Source organism: Streptomyces sp. NPDC050264, assembly GCF_040655895.1.
In the GTDB taxonomy this organism is placed as follows: domain Bacteria; phylum Actinomycetota; class Actinomycetes; order Streptomycetales; family Streptomycetaceae; genus Streptomyces.
In genome coordinates this window covers 1-13482 of sequence record NZ_JBFAKV010000026.1, presented here as the reverse complement: position 1 = coordinate 13482, position 13482 = coordinate 1, and the positions used below count along the sequence as shown (strand labels likewise).

The 13482-nt window shown below is 71.3% G+C and carries 12 protein-coding genes; 2 read left to right on the top strand and 10 right to left on the bottom strand.

Translation table 11 applies throughout. From position 1 onward, the window contains the following. Positions 1-52: 52 nt before the first annotated feature. A complete protein-coding gene (locus tag AB0J02_RS34810) occupies positions 53-826 on the bottom strand; it encodes a TetR/AcrR family transcriptional regulator (RefSeq protein ID WP_363197845.1) in 774 nt (257 codons plus the stop codon). Between the two features lie 79 nt (positions 827-905). After that, entirely contained in the window at positions 906-2417 is a 1512-nt protein-coding gene (locus AB0J02_RS34805) for an MFS transporter (RefSeq protein WP_363197844.1), read from the bottom strand. A gap of 86 nt (positions 2418-2503) precedes the next feature. Here AB0J02_RS34805 and AB0J02_RS34800 point away from each other — a divergent pair, with 86 nt between their 5' ends. Continuing rightward, on the top strand, positions 2504-3373 hold the full coding sequence (locus AB0J02_RS34800; RefSeq protein ID WP_363197843.1) for an endonuclease/exonuclease/phosphatase family protein: 870 nt from the start codon (positions 2504-2506) through the stop codon (positions 3371-3373). A gap of 118 nt (positions 3374-3491) precedes the next feature. Here the strand turns inward: AB0J02_RS34800 and AB0J02_RS34795 are convergent, their stop codons facing one another. The 8 genes from AB0J02_RS34795 to AB0J02_RS34760 all read right to left on the bottom strand — a co-directional run bounded on the left by AB0J02_RS34795 (position 3492) and on the right by AB0J02_RS34760 (position 12518). Further along, positions 3492-5639 carry a glycosyltransferase family 39 protein gene (locus AB0J02_RS34795; protein WP_363197842.1) on the bottom strand — a complete coding sequence of 716 codons (2148 nt, stop codon included), beginning with the start codon at positions 5637-5639 and terminating at the stop codon, positions 3492-3494. Then, on the bottom strand, positions 5636-7024 hold the full coding sequence (locus AB0J02_RS34790) for a bifunctional glycosyltransferase family 2/GtrA family protein (RefSeq protein ID WP_363197841.1): 1389 nt from the start codon (positions 7022-7024) through the stop codon (positions 5636-5638). Before AB0J02_RS34790 ends, AB0J02_RS34795 begins: the two co-directional genes overlap by 4 nt. A 26-nt stretch (positions 7025-7050) precedes the next feature. After that, positions 7051-8523, bottom strand: coding sequence for an ATP-binding protein (locus AB0J02_RS34785; protein WP_363197948.1), 1473 nt, complete (start codon positions 8521-8523; stop codon positions 7051-7053). 56 nt (positions 8524-8579) lie between these two features. Beyond that, positions 8580-9329 (bottom strand): response regulator transcription factor, encoded by a 750-nt coding sequence (locus tag AB0J02_RS34780; protein WP_363197840.1) that lies wholly within the window; start codon positions 9327-9329, stop codon positions 8580-8582. 77 nt (positions 9330-9406) lie between these two features. Then, a complete protein-coding gene (locus AB0J02_RS34775; RefSeq protein WP_363197947.1) occupies positions 9407-10129 on the bottom strand; it encodes a chitinase in 723 nt (240 codons plus the stop codon). A gap of 82 nt (positions 10130-10211) precedes the next feature. Continuing rightward, positions 10212-11099 carry an amidohydrolase family protein gene (locus AB0J02_RS34770; protein WP_363197839.1) on the bottom strand — a complete coding sequence of 296 codons (888 nt, stop codon included), beginning with the start codon at positions 11097-11099 and terminating at the stop codon, positions 10212-10214. Next, entirely contained in the window at positions 11092-11448 is a 357-nt protein-coding gene (locus tag AB0J02_RS34765; protein WP_363197838.1) for an antibiotic biosynthesis monooxygenase, read from the bottom strand. Before AB0J02_RS34765 ends, AB0J02_RS34770 begins: the two co-directional genes overlap by 8 nt. A gap of 209 nt (positions 11449-11657) precedes the next feature. Next, the gene (locus AB0J02_RS34760) at positions 11658-12518 is read right to left on the bottom strand and encodes a DUF2797 domain-containing protein (protein WP_363197946.1); all 861 of its coding nucleotides are present in this window, start codon (positions 12516-12518) and stop codon (positions 11658-11660) included. Between the two features lie 189 nt (positions 12519-12707). Between AB0J02_RS34760 and AB0J02_RS34755 the strand changes: the two genes are divergently transcribed. Then, positions 12708-13148 carry a VOC family protein gene (locus AB0J02_RS34755; RefSeq protein ID WP_363197837.1) on the top strand — a complete coding sequence of 147 codons (441 nt, stop codon included), beginning with the start codon at positions 12708-12710 and terminating at the stop codon, positions 13146-13148. Positions 13149-13482 lie beyond the last annotated feature (334 nt).

The window sequence follows — 13482 nt, the reverse complement described above, 5'->3', positions numbered from 1 at the left end:
GCCCGATCGCCACCGGCGGATTCCCGGCCCACCTCGCCGAGCAGGACTGACGTCAGGGCGTCGAAGGCTCCTGGGCGACCAGGGCCTCGATGCCCGCGACCAGGAGGTCGAGCGCGACCTGGAAGTCCGCGTCGCGCATCTCCTCGACCGAGTGACCGTCCTCCACCGCCGCCATCATCTGCTCGGCGTGCCGGAAGTCCTCGGCCATCTCCTCCGGCACCCGGAACGCCGACATCGCCTCGTGGAAGTAGTCGTCCTGGGACAGCCCCGCCTCGGCGCACCGCCGGCGGAAGTGGCCCTCGATGGTGCCGTAGCCGTAGACGAACTGGAAGACGGACGCGATGGCGCCGCGCTGCCGGGGGAGCGAGAGCCCGGTGGCGGCGACGACGCGCTGGACCGCGCGCGAGAAGCGCAGCGAGTTCGGGCCGATGTTGAGGTAGTTGCCCATCTGGGGCGAGATCCAGGGGTGCCGCACGATCACCGCCCGGTACGTGGCCGCCAGTTCGCGCACCTGCACCCGCCAGTCACCGGCGTCGACGGTCTCCGGGTCCGGCACCTCCAGCTCGCCGAAGACCCGGTCCAGGGCGAGTTCGAGGAGGTCGTCCTTGGTGTCGACGTACCAGTACACGGACATCGCGGTGACCCCGAGTTCGCCCGCGAGGCGCCGCATGGAGAACTTGGCGAGCCCCTCCGCGTCGAGCAGCTTCACCGAGGCCTCGGTGATCCTCTCCCGGTCCAGGCCGCTGGGCTGCTCACTGCGCCTGGTGCGCGGGGCCTTGGCCTCGGAGTCCTCAAGCCAGACGCTCATCCGCGCTGCCTTCGCCATGGCGCACCTTCCCAGGAGTTCCTCGTTCGCGGGTGCGGACGGACCCCCGTGGAATCCGTCCGTCCGCCCGCACGTGATGCTATGCGGACGCCACCACCGCTGAGTCTGCCCTCTCCGCCCGCCGCAACAACGCCGCGGCGAGGAGTCCTCCGATGAGCACGGCGACGGCCCCGACCAGCTGGCTGGTCTCCAGCCCCGAGGAGAACGCGTCGGCGATCCGGGCCTTCTCCCCACGCGACTCCGCCGCCGCGAGCGCGGCCGGCAGCGAAGCCGCGGAGACCGAGACCAGCGCCGCGAACCGGGCGTTGAGGACGGCGCCGAGGACGGCCACGCCGAGCCCGTTGCCGAACTCCGCGAGCGTGCCGTTGACGCCCGCGCCCACGCCCGCCTTCTCCGGCGGGATCGCGCTCATGATGGCGTTGGCCATGGCCGGCATGGCGAGGGCGATGCCCGCGCCCATGACGACGAGCCCCGCCAGCATGCCGCCGTAGCTGTCCCCGCCGAGCAGCGCGATCGCCGCGAGCCCGGCCGCCAGGCAGGTCATGCCGGACCCGATGGTCAGCGGCGTACCGAGCCTCGGCAGAAGGCGGGCGCCGACACCGGTGAGGTTGAGCGCGACCACGGTGAGGGCGAGGGGCGCGGTGCGCAGCCCCGCCTCCAGCGGCCCGTACCCGAGCACGAACTGGAGGTGCTGGGTGAGCAGGAACAGCGAGCCGCCCATGCCGAACGCGACCAGGATGGCTCCGGCCACCGCGCCCGTGAACTTCTGGTTGCGGAAGAAGTGCATGTCCAGCATCGGGTACGGGATGCGCAGCTCCCACGTCACGAACGCGGCCATGAAGACGAGGCCGATCGCCCCCGAGGCCGGCGTGGTCCCGGAGGTCCAGCCGTCGCCGGGCCCCGAGATGATCGCGTAGACGACGCCGGTCATGCCGATGGTGGAGAGCACCGCGCCGAGCAGGTCGGGCCGCTCTCCCCGGGGGTTCTTCGACTCCGGTACGAGGACCAGCACGGCGATCAGCCCGATGACCGCGACCGGGATGTTGACGAGGAAGATCGCGCCCCACCAGAAGTGGTCGAGCATGACCCCGCCGAGCAGCGGGCCGACGGCGAAGCCCAGCGAGTTGACCGTGGCCCACAGGCCGATCGCCCGCACGCGCTCGGTGTCGTCGAAGATCTGCACGACGACGGCGAGCGTGGTGGTCATCAGCAGCGCGCCGCCGACACCCATGCCCGCGCGGGCGGCGATCAGCTGCCCGGTGGACCCGGCGAGCCCGGCGACGAGCGAGCCCGCCCCGAACAGCACGAGGCCCGCCGCGAGCATCTTCTTGCGCCCGTACCGGTCCGCGGTGCTGCCCGCGGTGAGCAGCAGGCCCGACTGCACGAGCGAGTACGCGCTGATCACCCACTGGATGTCGGACGTCGACGCGTGCAGTTCCTCGGTGAGGGAGGGGATCGCGACGTTCAGGACGGTGTTGTCGAGCAGCACGGTCAGCTGCGCCAGACAGATGACACCGAGGATCAGCCAGCGCTGCGGATGGCCTCCGGCCGGTGCGGGCGGTGGGGTGTTGTCGGTGGTCGTGGCCGTCATGCGTCCCCCTGTCGGTCGGCTTGGTTGTACACCGTAAGGGATTAGCCTTACGGTGTACAACAAGGTTTTCCGCATACGGTTCCGGCATGCCGACGCGCACTGGAGCACTGCCTCATCCGGCCCTGTCCGCAGCCCTGTTGGGCATCCTCGTGACGGTGGCGCCACCCGCCTCCGCCGCGTCCGGCCGGCACGGCACGGTCCCCCTCCGGATCGCCTCGTACAACATCCACGCCGGGTCCGGAATGGACAACGTCTTCGATCTCGACCGCCAGGCGGCGGCGCTACGGGCGCTGCACGCGGATGTGATCGGCCTCCAGGAGGCCGACGTCCACTGGGGCGCGCGCAGCCAGGACCGCGACGTGGCCCGGGAGCTGGCGCGCAGACTCGGGATGCGGGTGTCGTTCGCGCCGATCTACAGCCTCGATCCGGAGAAGGCCGGGGGGCCGCGACGCGAGTTCGGGGTGGCCGTGCTGTCCCGGTATCCGATCCGGGCCGCCGCGAACCACGAGATCACCCGCCTGTCCACGCAGGACCCGAACCCCGTGCCGGCCCCGGCCCCGGGGTTCGGGGAGGTCACGCTGAAGGTGCGCGGGGTGCCGGTGCAGGTGTTCGTGACACACCTCGACTACCGGCAGGACCCGGCGGTCCGGGTCGCGCAGGTCGCGGACACGCGACGGATCATGGCGGCCGAGCGGAGTTCCGTCCCGGGGGCGCGGCAGGTGCTGCTCGGGGACTTCAACGCGGCTCGCTCCGCGCCTGAACTGGGGCCGTTGTGGACGGAGTTGACGGACGCGGGCCCGGTCACCGGCGGCACGTACCCGGCCGACGTCCCGGTGCGGCGGATCGACTACGTGGCCGTGGGGAAGGGGATCCGGGTGCGCTCGGCCACGGTGCCGGACGAACCGGCGGCGTCGGACCATCGCCCGGTGATCGCGGAGGTCGCATTGCCCCGGTAGGGGCGCGGGGGACTGCGCGACCGGCCCCCGCCGGCGGTGAGACGGAGAACGGCAGACCCCCGCCCCTCCCGGTGACGCGAAGCGTCGATTCCGGGAAGGGGCGGGGTGGGGGAAGAGATCAGCTCTTGGGCTGGGTCAGGTCATAGAACGTGGCGCTCCCGACCGTCACCTTCTTGAAGTTGTCCTCCACCCACGACGTGATCTTGGAGGACGAGCCGGTGCTCGATCCGCCCATGCCGCCACCGGAACCGCTCCCGATGAAGTAGTGGATCTTGCCGTCCTCGACGTACTGCTTGAACTGGGCCAGGGTCGGCGACGGGTCCGTGCCGTTGAAGCCGCCGATCGCCATCACCGGGTCACCGGTGGCCAGCTGGTAGCTCGCCTGGTTCTGCGAACCGACCGTGGCCGCCGCCCAGGTGTAGTCGTCGGCGTTCTTCTCCAGGAGCTTCTTGGCCTTGGCGCTGACCTCGGCGCCGTTGAGCAGGCCGCCCATGCCGCCACCACCACCGGCTCCGCCTTCGCCCATGCCGCCGGGCATGCCGACCCGCTGCTGGGCCTTGCCGGTACCCGTGCCCTGGCTCGGCTTCTGGTTCTGGCCGGGCGTCCCGCCGCCGGGGAAACCACCGCCCTGCTTCTGGCCCTGGCCGCCGGGCGGCTGCATGCCGCCTCCGCCCGGGCCGCCGCCGCGACCGCCACCGCCGCCCCCACCGGGACCGCCGCCGCCCATCATGCTCGCCCCGGACGGACCGGCCGTCACGATCGACCCGGTGTGCCCGGTGTTCAGCGTGCTGATGGTGTACGCGGTCGGCGCCGCGAGTGAGGCCACCAGGCCGAGCCCGGCCGCGCCGAGAGCGAGTTGCCGGTTGAGACGGCCGACGAACGCCAGGGCGAGTCCGGCCACGAGGCCCCCGATGAGCACCGCCCAGCGCAGCCACGGCAGGTAGTCCGCCGTCCGCCCGAGCAGCACGTACGCCCATACCGCCGTGGCGGCGACGGAGACACCCAGCGTCGCGGAGGCCGTGACGCGCGAGCGCTCCTCCCACAGGACCGTGGCGCCCATGCCGATCAGCGCCGCGATGTAGGGGGCCAGGGCCACCGTGTAGTACTGGTGGAAGATGCCGGCCATGAAGCTGAAGACCAGGCCGGTCATGAGCAGCGAGCCGCCCCACGCGAGGAACGCGGCGCGCGCCGTGTCCGTGCGCTTCGCCTTCCAGGTCAGCACCGCACCCGCGACGAAGAGGATCAGCGCGGCCGGGATCAGCCACGAGATCTGGCTGCCGATCTCGGAGTTGAACATCCGGCCGATGCCGGTCTCGCCCCACTGCGAGGTGCCGCCGCCCGCGCCGCCACCGCCGCCTCCGACGGAGCCGGTCTCGTCGCCGCTGATCCGGCCGAGGCCGTTGTAGCCGAAGGTCAGTTCAAGGAACGAGTTGTTCTGGGAGCCGCCGATGTACGGGCGCGAGGACGCGGGCCACAGCTCCACGATCGCCACCCACCAGCCGCCCGCGACGATCATCGCGAGCCCGGCGAGGGCGAGCTGGCCGAGCCGCCTGCGCAGCCGGGCCGGCGCGAAGACCGCGTAGAGGACGGCCAGCGGCGGCAGGATCAGGAAGGCCTGCAGCGTCTTGGTCAGGAAGGCGAGCCCGACGGCCACGCCCGCGAGGACCAGCCACTTCGTGCGGGCCCGTTCCATGGCGCGCAGCACGCAGTAGACCGTGCCGGTCATGAGCAGCGCGAGGAGCGCGTCCGGGTTGTTGAACCGGAACATCAGCGCGGCGACCGGGGTCGTCGCGAACACCGCGATGGTGATCAGACCCGCGGCGGCGCTGAAGCGGCGGCGCACGGCCGCGTACAGGATGCCGGCCGTGGCCAGCCCCATCAGGACCTCGGGGACGAGGATCGCCCAGGAGCTCAGGCCGAAGAGGCGTACGGACAGGGCCATGGGCCAGAGCGCGGCCGGGGGCTTGTCGACGGTGATGGCGTTCGCCGCGTCGGACGAGCCGAAGAACATCGCCTTCCAGCTCTCGCTGCCCGCCTGGACGGCCGCCGAGTAGAAGGAGTTGGCGTAGCCGGACGCCGACAGGTCCCAGAGGTAGGCGAGGGCGACGACGAGCATCAGGCCGAGGAAGGCCGGGCGCACCCAGCGCGCGTCCTCGGGCCGGCCGCGCCATACGCGCCGGACGAAACGGCCCTTCGGACGGCTGTGGCCCGAGGCTGCGGGAGGCGCCGCAGGAGCGGCGTCGTGCGGACGGATGTCTGTGGTCATCGGGGATCCCTGGGTTCGGGGTCGGTCGTGCCGGCGCCCGCCATGGGCACCCGCACGGTGGCGTCCCAGGCGTGCGGAACCTGAGGGGACGGGGCGGCCGCGGGGGCCGGGGCCGCGGGGACCTGGTCGGGGAAGACCCAGGCCCGGAAGAGCAGGAAGCGCAGCACGGTCGCCGCGAGGTTGGCCGCGATGAGCACGGCCAGCTCGGTGGAGTGCGCGGGCTCGCCGGAGGCCGCGTTGAGCGCGGCGAGGGAGCCGCTGGTCAGGGCGAGTCCGATGCCGAAGACGACGAGGCCCTGGGCCTGGTGGCGCACGGCCCGGTCGCGGCCGCGGACGCCGAAGGTCAGGCGCCGGTTGGCGGAGGTGTTGGCGACCGCGGAGACGAGCAGGGCGAGCGCGTTGGCGATCTGCGCCCCCGAGAACGTACGGAAGCCGGAGTAGAGCAGGAGGTACAGCAGCGTCGACAGGCCGCCGACGACACAGAAGCCGACCAGCTGGCGCGCCAATCCCTTGGGTACGCCCGGGAGTTGGCGGTCACGCGGGTCGTCGCCGAAGGGGCGCGCGAGCCGGTCGAGGGCGAGAGAGCCGGTGGCGAGGGCCTTGCCGACGCGCCAGACGCCCTTCAGGTCCTCGGTCGCCGTCTTCACGATGTGGACGGTCGAGTTCGGGTCGTCGACCCAGTCGACGGGCACTTCGTGGATACGCAGCCCGGCGCGCTCGGCGAGCACCAGCATCTCCGTGTCGAAGAACCAGCCGGTGTCCTCCACCAGCGGCAGCAGCACCTGCGCGACATCACGCCGGATCGCCTTGAAGCCGCACTGGGCGTCGGAGAAGCGGGCCTGCAGCGAACCGCGCAGGATCAGGTTGTAGGCCCGCGAGATGAACTCGCGCTTCGGTCCGCGCACCACCCGCGAGCTGCGGGCGAGCCGGGAGCCGATCGCCAGGTCCGAGTGGCCGGAGATGAGGGGGGCGACGAGCGGGAGCAGCGCGTTCAGATCGGTGGACAGGTCCACGTCCATGTACGCGAGGACCGGCGCGTCGGACGCCGACCACACGGTGCGCAGCGCCCGCCCGCGCCCCTTCTGCTCCAGCCGGAAGTACTGGACCTCGGGCAGGTCCGCGGTCAGCCAGGCGGCCTCTTGGGGCGTGCTGTCCGTGGACGCGTTGTCCGCGATGGTGATGCGGAAGCGGTAGGGGAAGGTGCGGATCAGGTGGTCGTGGAGTCTGCGGACACACGCGCCGAGGTCCTTCTCCTCGTTGTAGACGGGGATGACGACGTCCAGGATCGGGACGACGCCGCTGCCCGCGGGGAGGTGTTCCCGCGCCGGCAGCGCCCCGAACCTCGCGGCGGTGGGGCCGAGGCCTTCAGAAGAGTCGGTTCGCATGCCATCGACATTCGCCAACTGCCCTGTTAGCGCTGTGTGGTGACGCTATGCCCCGCCTGTGAGTACATGACGGGTTCGGAATGGGCAGGCAGATGCACGGTGAACACCGTCCGGCCGGGCACACTGTCGACGGTCACGGCGCCCCCGTGCGCGGCCGCGACGGCCTGCACGATGGCGAGCCCGAGGCCCGTGGAACCCGCCTTGCGCGACCGCGACGAGTCACCGCGCGCGAACCTCTCGAAGACCCGCGGCAGCAGCTCGGCGGGGATACCGGGCCCGTCGTCCCGCACGTCGAGACAGACCCAGGGCCCGTGCCGGTGCACGCGCGCGGTGACGGTGGTGCCCGGGGGTGTGTGCGTACGCGCGTTGGCCAGCAGGTTGACCAGGACCTGGTGCAGGCGCGCGGAGTCCGCGAGCACGGTCGCCGGTTCGTCGGGCAGTTCCAGCCGCCAGACATGGTCCTGCCCGGCGGCGCGGGCGTCACTGAGCGCGTCCACGACCAGCGGCGACACGTCCGTCGGCTCGTACGACAAGGGCCTGCCCGAGTCGAGCCGGGCGAGCAGCAGCAGGTCCTCGACCAGGCCGGTCATCCGGTCCGCCTCCGACTCGATGCGGCCGAGCGCGTGCCGGGTGTCCGGCCCGGTCTCCTCGCGACCGCGCCGGGTCAGTTCGGCGTACCCCCGGATGGAGGCGAGCGGCGTACGCAGCTCATGGCTGGCATCCGCGACGAACTGCCGCACCCGCATCTCGCTCTGCTGCCGCGACTGGAGCGCGCCGTGCACATGATCGAGCATCCGGTTGAGCGCGGCCCCCACCTGCCCGACCTCGGTCCGCGGATCGGCCTCGGCATCCGGCACCCGCTCATACAGGGTGACTTCGCCGCTGTGGAGGGGGAGCTCGGATACGCGGGTCGCTGTCGCGGCGACGCGGCGGAGGGGGCGGAGGTTGACGCCGACGATGATGATCCCCGCCGCACCGGCGGCCACCAGGGCCGCGGCGGCGACGCACAACTCGGTGACGATGAGCGTGGTGACGATGCTGTCGGCCTCGGCCGTGGGGCGGCCGACGTAGTAGTCGCCGTTGGTCCCGGAGGCGTACTGGACGCGGTAGCTGCCGAGTCCGGGCAGGTCGACGGTGTGGTAGCCGTTGTCCTGGGGGACGGTGTCCAGTGCCTCCAGCACAGCGGAGGACAGGTCCTTGGTACCGGTCTCGGCGCCACCGGTCGAGTACTGCTTGTCGACGCTCATCACGCCGTCGGTGGCCTCGCCGTCGTCGACGTGGGCACCGACGGTGTTCGCGGAGGATCCCCTCGTGACGAACTCCAGATCGCCATCGGGTGTCTGCTGCCCCATGGGCCCGCCGACGCCACCGGGGACGGGCCCCTTCGGGCCCGCGGCCCGCATCCCTATGCCCTGCACCTGGACGTCGAGCTGCTTGTACAGGTACGAGTGGAGCGACACCACTGACACGACGCCGATCACGGACGCGACGACGGCCATCAGGGCGACTGTGGACACGACGAGCCGGGTCCGCAGCGTCCTGGTGCGGGCCCGCTTCACGAAACCGTCGTAGCCGCGGGCTTGATCAGATACCCGGCACCGCGCCGCGTATGAATCATCGGCTCACGCCCCGCGTCGATCTTCCGCCGCAGATACGAGATGTACAGCTCGACGACATTGGCCTGCCCGCCGAAGTCATAGCTCCACACGCGGTCCAGGATCTGCGCCTTGCTGAGCACGCGCCGCGGATTGCGCATCAGGAAGCGCAGCAGCTCGAACTCGGTCGCGGTCAGGTGAATGTTGGCCCCGCCGCGCGACACCTCGTGGCTGTCCTCGTCGAGCATCAGGTCGCCCACGGCGAGTACGGACTCGCTGCGCCGGTCGGCGGCGCCGGTCCGGCGGATCAGCCCGCGCAGCCGCGCGACGACCTCCTCCAGACTGAACGGCTTGGTGACGTAGTCGTCGCCGCCCGCGGTGAGCCCGGCGATCCGGTCCTCCACGGCGTCCTTCGCGGTGAGGAAGAGAACGGGCACGTCGGGCAGCTCGCGGCGGAGCCGCCCGAGCACGCTCAGCCCGTCCATGTCGGGCAGCATCATGTCGAGCACGACGGCGTCGGGCCGGAATTCACGCGCGGTCTGCACGGCTCCGGCCCCGTCACCGGCGGCACGGATCTGCCAGCCTTCGTAACGCAGGGCCATGGACAACAGTTCGGTGATGGACTGCTCGTCGTCCACGACAAGCACCCGGACGGGGCTCCCATCCGGCCTCAGCAGTTCGGTACGCCCCTGGGGCGAGGTCGCGGTCATGTTGCAACCCTGCGACGCGCCTCTGAGAGCACCCTTTCTCGAACCTGTGAATTCCCTGAGAAACACACAGGCGGTTCTCAGCAGGTCAGTCCGCGCCCCGGCCGGACCTGCAGCACCCGGGCGAAGGAGACGTACAGGTCGACGCGGTGCCGCATCTGCGCGGTGTTCCCGCCATCGCATTCGGCGGTCCCGTTCAGACTGCGGATCGTCTCCCCGAAACCGGCCCGCTTCACCATGGCGTCATGCCCGGTCATGGTCCCGGGACCGGTCTGGGTGTTCCAGTACCAGAGGGCGGTCATCCAGGCCACGGCCGGATCCCGCTCGACCAGCCACGGGTTGTGCAGCAGGTCGAGGCCGAGCGCGTCCCCGGCGGCCTTGTAGTTGAAGTTCCAGCTGAGCATGATCGCGCCGCGCCCGTAGTAGGCGTCGTGGCCGGCCGGACACCCGTAGCTCCGGGTCTCGTCGCAGAAGATCGGATACGTCTCCTTGTTCTGGGCCACGACGTAGTACAGGCCGCCCGTCTCATGGCTGACGTTGGCGAGGAAGGCGGCGGCCTCCCGCTTCCGCAGCGCGCGGCCGCCGGTGTGCGCGAAGCGCGGGTACGCCTCGGTGGCCTCGACCAGGCCCTCGTACGTGAAGAAGGAGTCCCGCTGCGGGAACATCCGCTCGAACTGGGCCTCGCTGACGACGAAGCGCCCGTGCGCGCCCTTGTCCCCGGCGGCGGTCGCCGAGCCGGGTACGACGACGGCACCGACCAGCCCGACGACGGCGGCCACCACCCACAGCACGCAACGCCTCAACACACCGACACCTCCGGGTAGTTGGTCTGGACCAGAGTATCCGCGCCCCTACCTACCCACCCCAACTCCCGTCACACACACCTCACTTGAGAAACAGCGCGGCGCCGTTCCCGTAACACACGGCCCGCACCCACTCGCTCCCCAGCCCCAGCCGCTCGATCGACTCCAGCTGATGCACGTACGGATAGGGCAAGTTGGGAAAGTCGCTGCCCAGCAACACCCTGTCCCCCAGATCGGCGAGCCGCCCCGACTCGCCCTTGGGAAACGGCGCCATCCCCTCACTGAAGTCCGTGAACGCCATCGTCGTGTCGAGCCGAACCTCCGCGTACCGCTCGGCCAGATCCATGAAGTCGGTGTACTCCGGCATCCCCATGTGAGCGACGACGAGCGGCAGCCGCGGATGCCGTGCGAGCAGCCGCGCCATCGGCTCGGGCCCGGTGTGCTTGCCCGGCGCGGGCCCCGAGCCGCAGTGCGTCACGACGGGCAGCCCGGCCTCGGCGAGCAGCCCCCACACCGGGTCGAGCAGCGGATCGTTCGGGTCGTACGCGCCCACCTGCACATGCGCCTTGAAGACGCGCGCCCCCGCCTCCACCGCCCGCCGCACGTACGCCTCCGCGCCCGGCTCGGGATAGAAGGTGGCGGTGTGCAGGCAGTCGGGGGTCCGCGCGGCGAAGTCGGCGGCCCACCCGTTCAGCCACTCCGCCATCCCCGCCTTGTGCGGATACACCATGGAGGTGAAGGCCACGACCCCGAACTCCCGCAGCAGAGCCAGCCGTTGGCCCTCCTCCTGCCGGTACGTGATCGGCCACTCGGCCCCCACCAGCGGCCCGGCAGCGTCGAAGTACGCCCACACCTTGTCCAGCACCCGCTCCGGCATGAAGTGGGTGTGCACGTCCACGAGCCCGGGCAGCCGGTGCCGCGCGAGAAACCCGGCGACGAGCCCCGCCTCGCCCTCACCCGCGTCAGGCATGCCCGAACCCATGGCTCCGCTCCACCCTGGCCACGTGCACGCTGTACTGCTCGTACCACTCGGCCCGGCCCCGCCGCTGCGCGTCCCGGTGCTCGCCGACGGCCCGCCACTGCTCGATGGCGGCGACGTCCCGGAAGTACGAAACGGTGATCCCGAGCCCGCCCGGCGTCCGCGCGGCCTCGTGCCCGAGGTACCCCGGAACCTCCCGCACCAACTCGTCCAGCCGCTCGGTGGCCTCTCCGTATCCCAGGTCGACCGAGGTCCGGACGGAGCTGAACACCACGACGTAGTAAGGCGGTTCAAAGGGCGGCAACGGCCGCGCGGCCGGCGCGCCAACGTGATCACTCATGCCCCCACGGTCACCCGAGCCCTCCCTCCTGTCCACCATGTGCCCCCGCTCCTTGCCGTACGAGCAGGAAGACTTGACCATCCGGTCGATCGACCGGGGCGAATGCCAGGCGCGGCGGCTGGAGCCGACGGGATCGGGGCCGGCTGGAACAACCCTGCGGGGGCCGACTTGGCCCGGCCGGACTGGAGCCGGCCGGAGCAACCGGGTGGCTAGAACAGCCCGCCCTGCACACCCGGCACCTCCCGCACCACGAACCCCGCCCCGCCCGCCTCCATGGACGCCCGCTCCAGCGGCCACCCGGCCAGCACCCGCGTGTCCACCACGAGCCACCGCCCGGCCGGCTCGACGAGATGCAGATCGGGCCCGGCGGCAGCGACCACGGTGCCCGCCACCACGGCCCCCTCCGCGAGCCCGCTCACCACGGCGTCCACCCGGTCGATCGCGTCGAGCCCGAACGCCTCCCCGTGATCGACGACCCGGCACGGCAGCCGCTCCAACGATGCGGGCCACCCGCCCCCGAGCCCCACGGCAACAGCGTGCGCCCGCACCAACTCGGCACCGCGCCCGTCCGCACCCGCGAGCCCCGCCCGTACGCCGCGCTTCCTCTCGTACGGAATCCGGTCGGGCACCCCCAGCGCCACCCGCAACAGCTCCTCGGCCCGCCGAGCCGCCATCAGAGGCCCCCGCCCCAGCCACGTAAAGGCAACGGCACCCTGCTCCAGCAGCCGCGCGCTCCCCCTCCCCACGCCCGTGATCCCCACCTTCACGAGTCCGTCCCCGAACCACGCCAGATACACGTGGTACGGCCGCGGATCATCGGCGACGGTGTCGGCGGCCACGGAATGCGCCCGGTCGATCCCCGCGCACTCACCGCACTGCGCCCGCGTCCCCCGCACCGGCACGGCCTCCCGCCCCGGACACGGCGTCCGCCGTCCACCCCGCCACACCCCCAGGCACCGCCGCGCCCCGCCGACCCGGAAAGCCACCGGCTCCCCGAACCGCACCCCGCTCTCCCGCTCGCCCCCGTCCCCCGTCCACCCGAACGCCGGCCCGCCCCCGCCCCACCGCATCCCGGTGCACCACCACGTCATACGACCAGCATGCCGCGCCCCACTGACAACGCCGCCCAGCCTCCGTGGGAGGCACGCTCCAGATTTTTCGGGGTCCGGCGGTCCGCGGATGTCGAGAACGTGCCACCGGCTCCGTCCCAGGGACATCAGCGGCCGCCCCGGCCGCACGAGGAAGAGGGAGAAACCAGCATGGCGATTCAGCGGATGGACAACGTCGGCATCGTCGTCGAGGACATGGACGCCGCCATCGCGTTCTTCGTGGAACTCGGTATGGAACTGGAGGGCAGGGCGGAGGTCGAGGGCCTCGTCGCCGACCAGTGCACCGGCCTCGACGGCGTCCACTGCGACATCGCGATGCTCCGGACCCCGGACGGCCACAGCCGGCTCGAACTGTCGAAGTACCGCAGCCCCGAGGTGATCAGCGACGGGCCGCGCAACCGGCCGCACAACATCCTGGGCACGCACCGCGTCATGTTCGCCGTCGACGACATCAAGGACACAGTGGCCCGCCTGCGCCCCCACGGCGCCGAACTCGTCGGCGAACTCGCCCGCTTCGAGGACAGCTACCTGCTCTGCTACCTCCGCGGCCCGGAGGGAATCATCGTCGGACTGGCCGAACAACTGCACTGAGGCGTACGCCGAAGCACCGGAGGCTGACGTGCGGGCCGCCCTTGATCAGCTGCCCGCCGCTGCACACCCCGGAAACGCCAAAGGCCCCGGATCACTCCGGGGCCTTTGATCTATGTGCACTCGGCAGGATTCGAACCTGCAACCTTCTGATCCGTAGCTCTAAGCAGGCAAGCCGTTGGAGGTCATGCAGGCTTCGCTAAGTCCTATGAAGGACTTTCATCGCCGGTTCCGGTTGCTGCGGTTGCTGTACTTCGCTGCTGTACCGCATTGGGCTAGGGGCGGTTCAGCTTCACGCTCGGAGCCGCCATCTCAGCGAGCATCCGGTTCAGCTTCA

What these genes read in the sequence shown, in the direction of transcription:
- AB0J02_RS34765 (WP_363197838.1), bottom strand. Translation starts at nt 11,448, where the DNA reads ATGAGTGATCACGTTGGCGCGCCGGCCGCGCGGCCGTTGCCGCCCTTT.
- AB0J02_RS34785 (WP_363197948.1), bottom strand. Translation starts at nt 8,523, where the DNA reads ATGGCCGTCGTCGCGTCCGTGATCGGCGTCGTGTCAGTGGTGTCGCTC.
- AB0J02_RS34790 (WP_363197841.1), bottom strand. Translation starts at nt 7,024, where the DNA reads ATGCGAACCGACTCTTCTGAAGGCCTCGGCCCCACCGCCGCGAGGTTC.
- AB0J02_RS34780 (WP_363197840.1), bottom strand. Translation starts at nt 9,329, where the DNA reads ATGACCGCGACCTCGCCCCAGGGGCGTACCGAACTGCTGAGGCCGGAT.
- AB0J02_RS34800 (WP_363197843.1), top strand. Translation starts at nt 2,504, where the DNA reads ATGCCGACGCGCACTGGAGCACTGCCTCATCCGGCCCTGTCCGCAGCC.
- AB0J02_RS34805 (WP_363197844.1), bottom strand. Translation starts at nt 2,417, where the DNA reads ATGACGGCCACGACCACCGACAACACCCCACCGCCCGCACCGGCCGGA.
- AB0J02_RS34810 (WP_363197845.1), bottom strand. Translation starts at nt 826, where the DNA reads ATGGCGAAGGCAGCGCGGATGAGCGTCTGGCTTGAGGACTCCGAGGCC.
- AB0J02_RS34755 (WP_363197837.1), top strand. Translation starts at nt 12,708, where the DNA reads ATGGCGATTCAGCGGATGGACAACGTCGGCATCGTCGTCGAGGACATG.
- AB0J02_RS34770 (WP_363197839.1), bottom strand. Translation starts at nt 11,099, where the DNA reads ATGCCTGACGCGGGTGAGGGCGAGGCGGGGCTCGTCGCCGGGTTTCTC.
- AB0J02_RS34760 (WP_363197946.1), bottom strand. Translation starts at nt 12,518, where the DNA reads ATGCGGTGGGGCGGGGGCGGGCCGGCGTTCGGGTGGACGGGGGACGGG.
- AB0J02_RS34795 (WP_363197842.1), bottom strand. Translation starts at nt 5,639, where the DNA reads ATGACCACAGACATCCGTCCGCACGACGCCGCTCCTGCGGCGCCTCCC.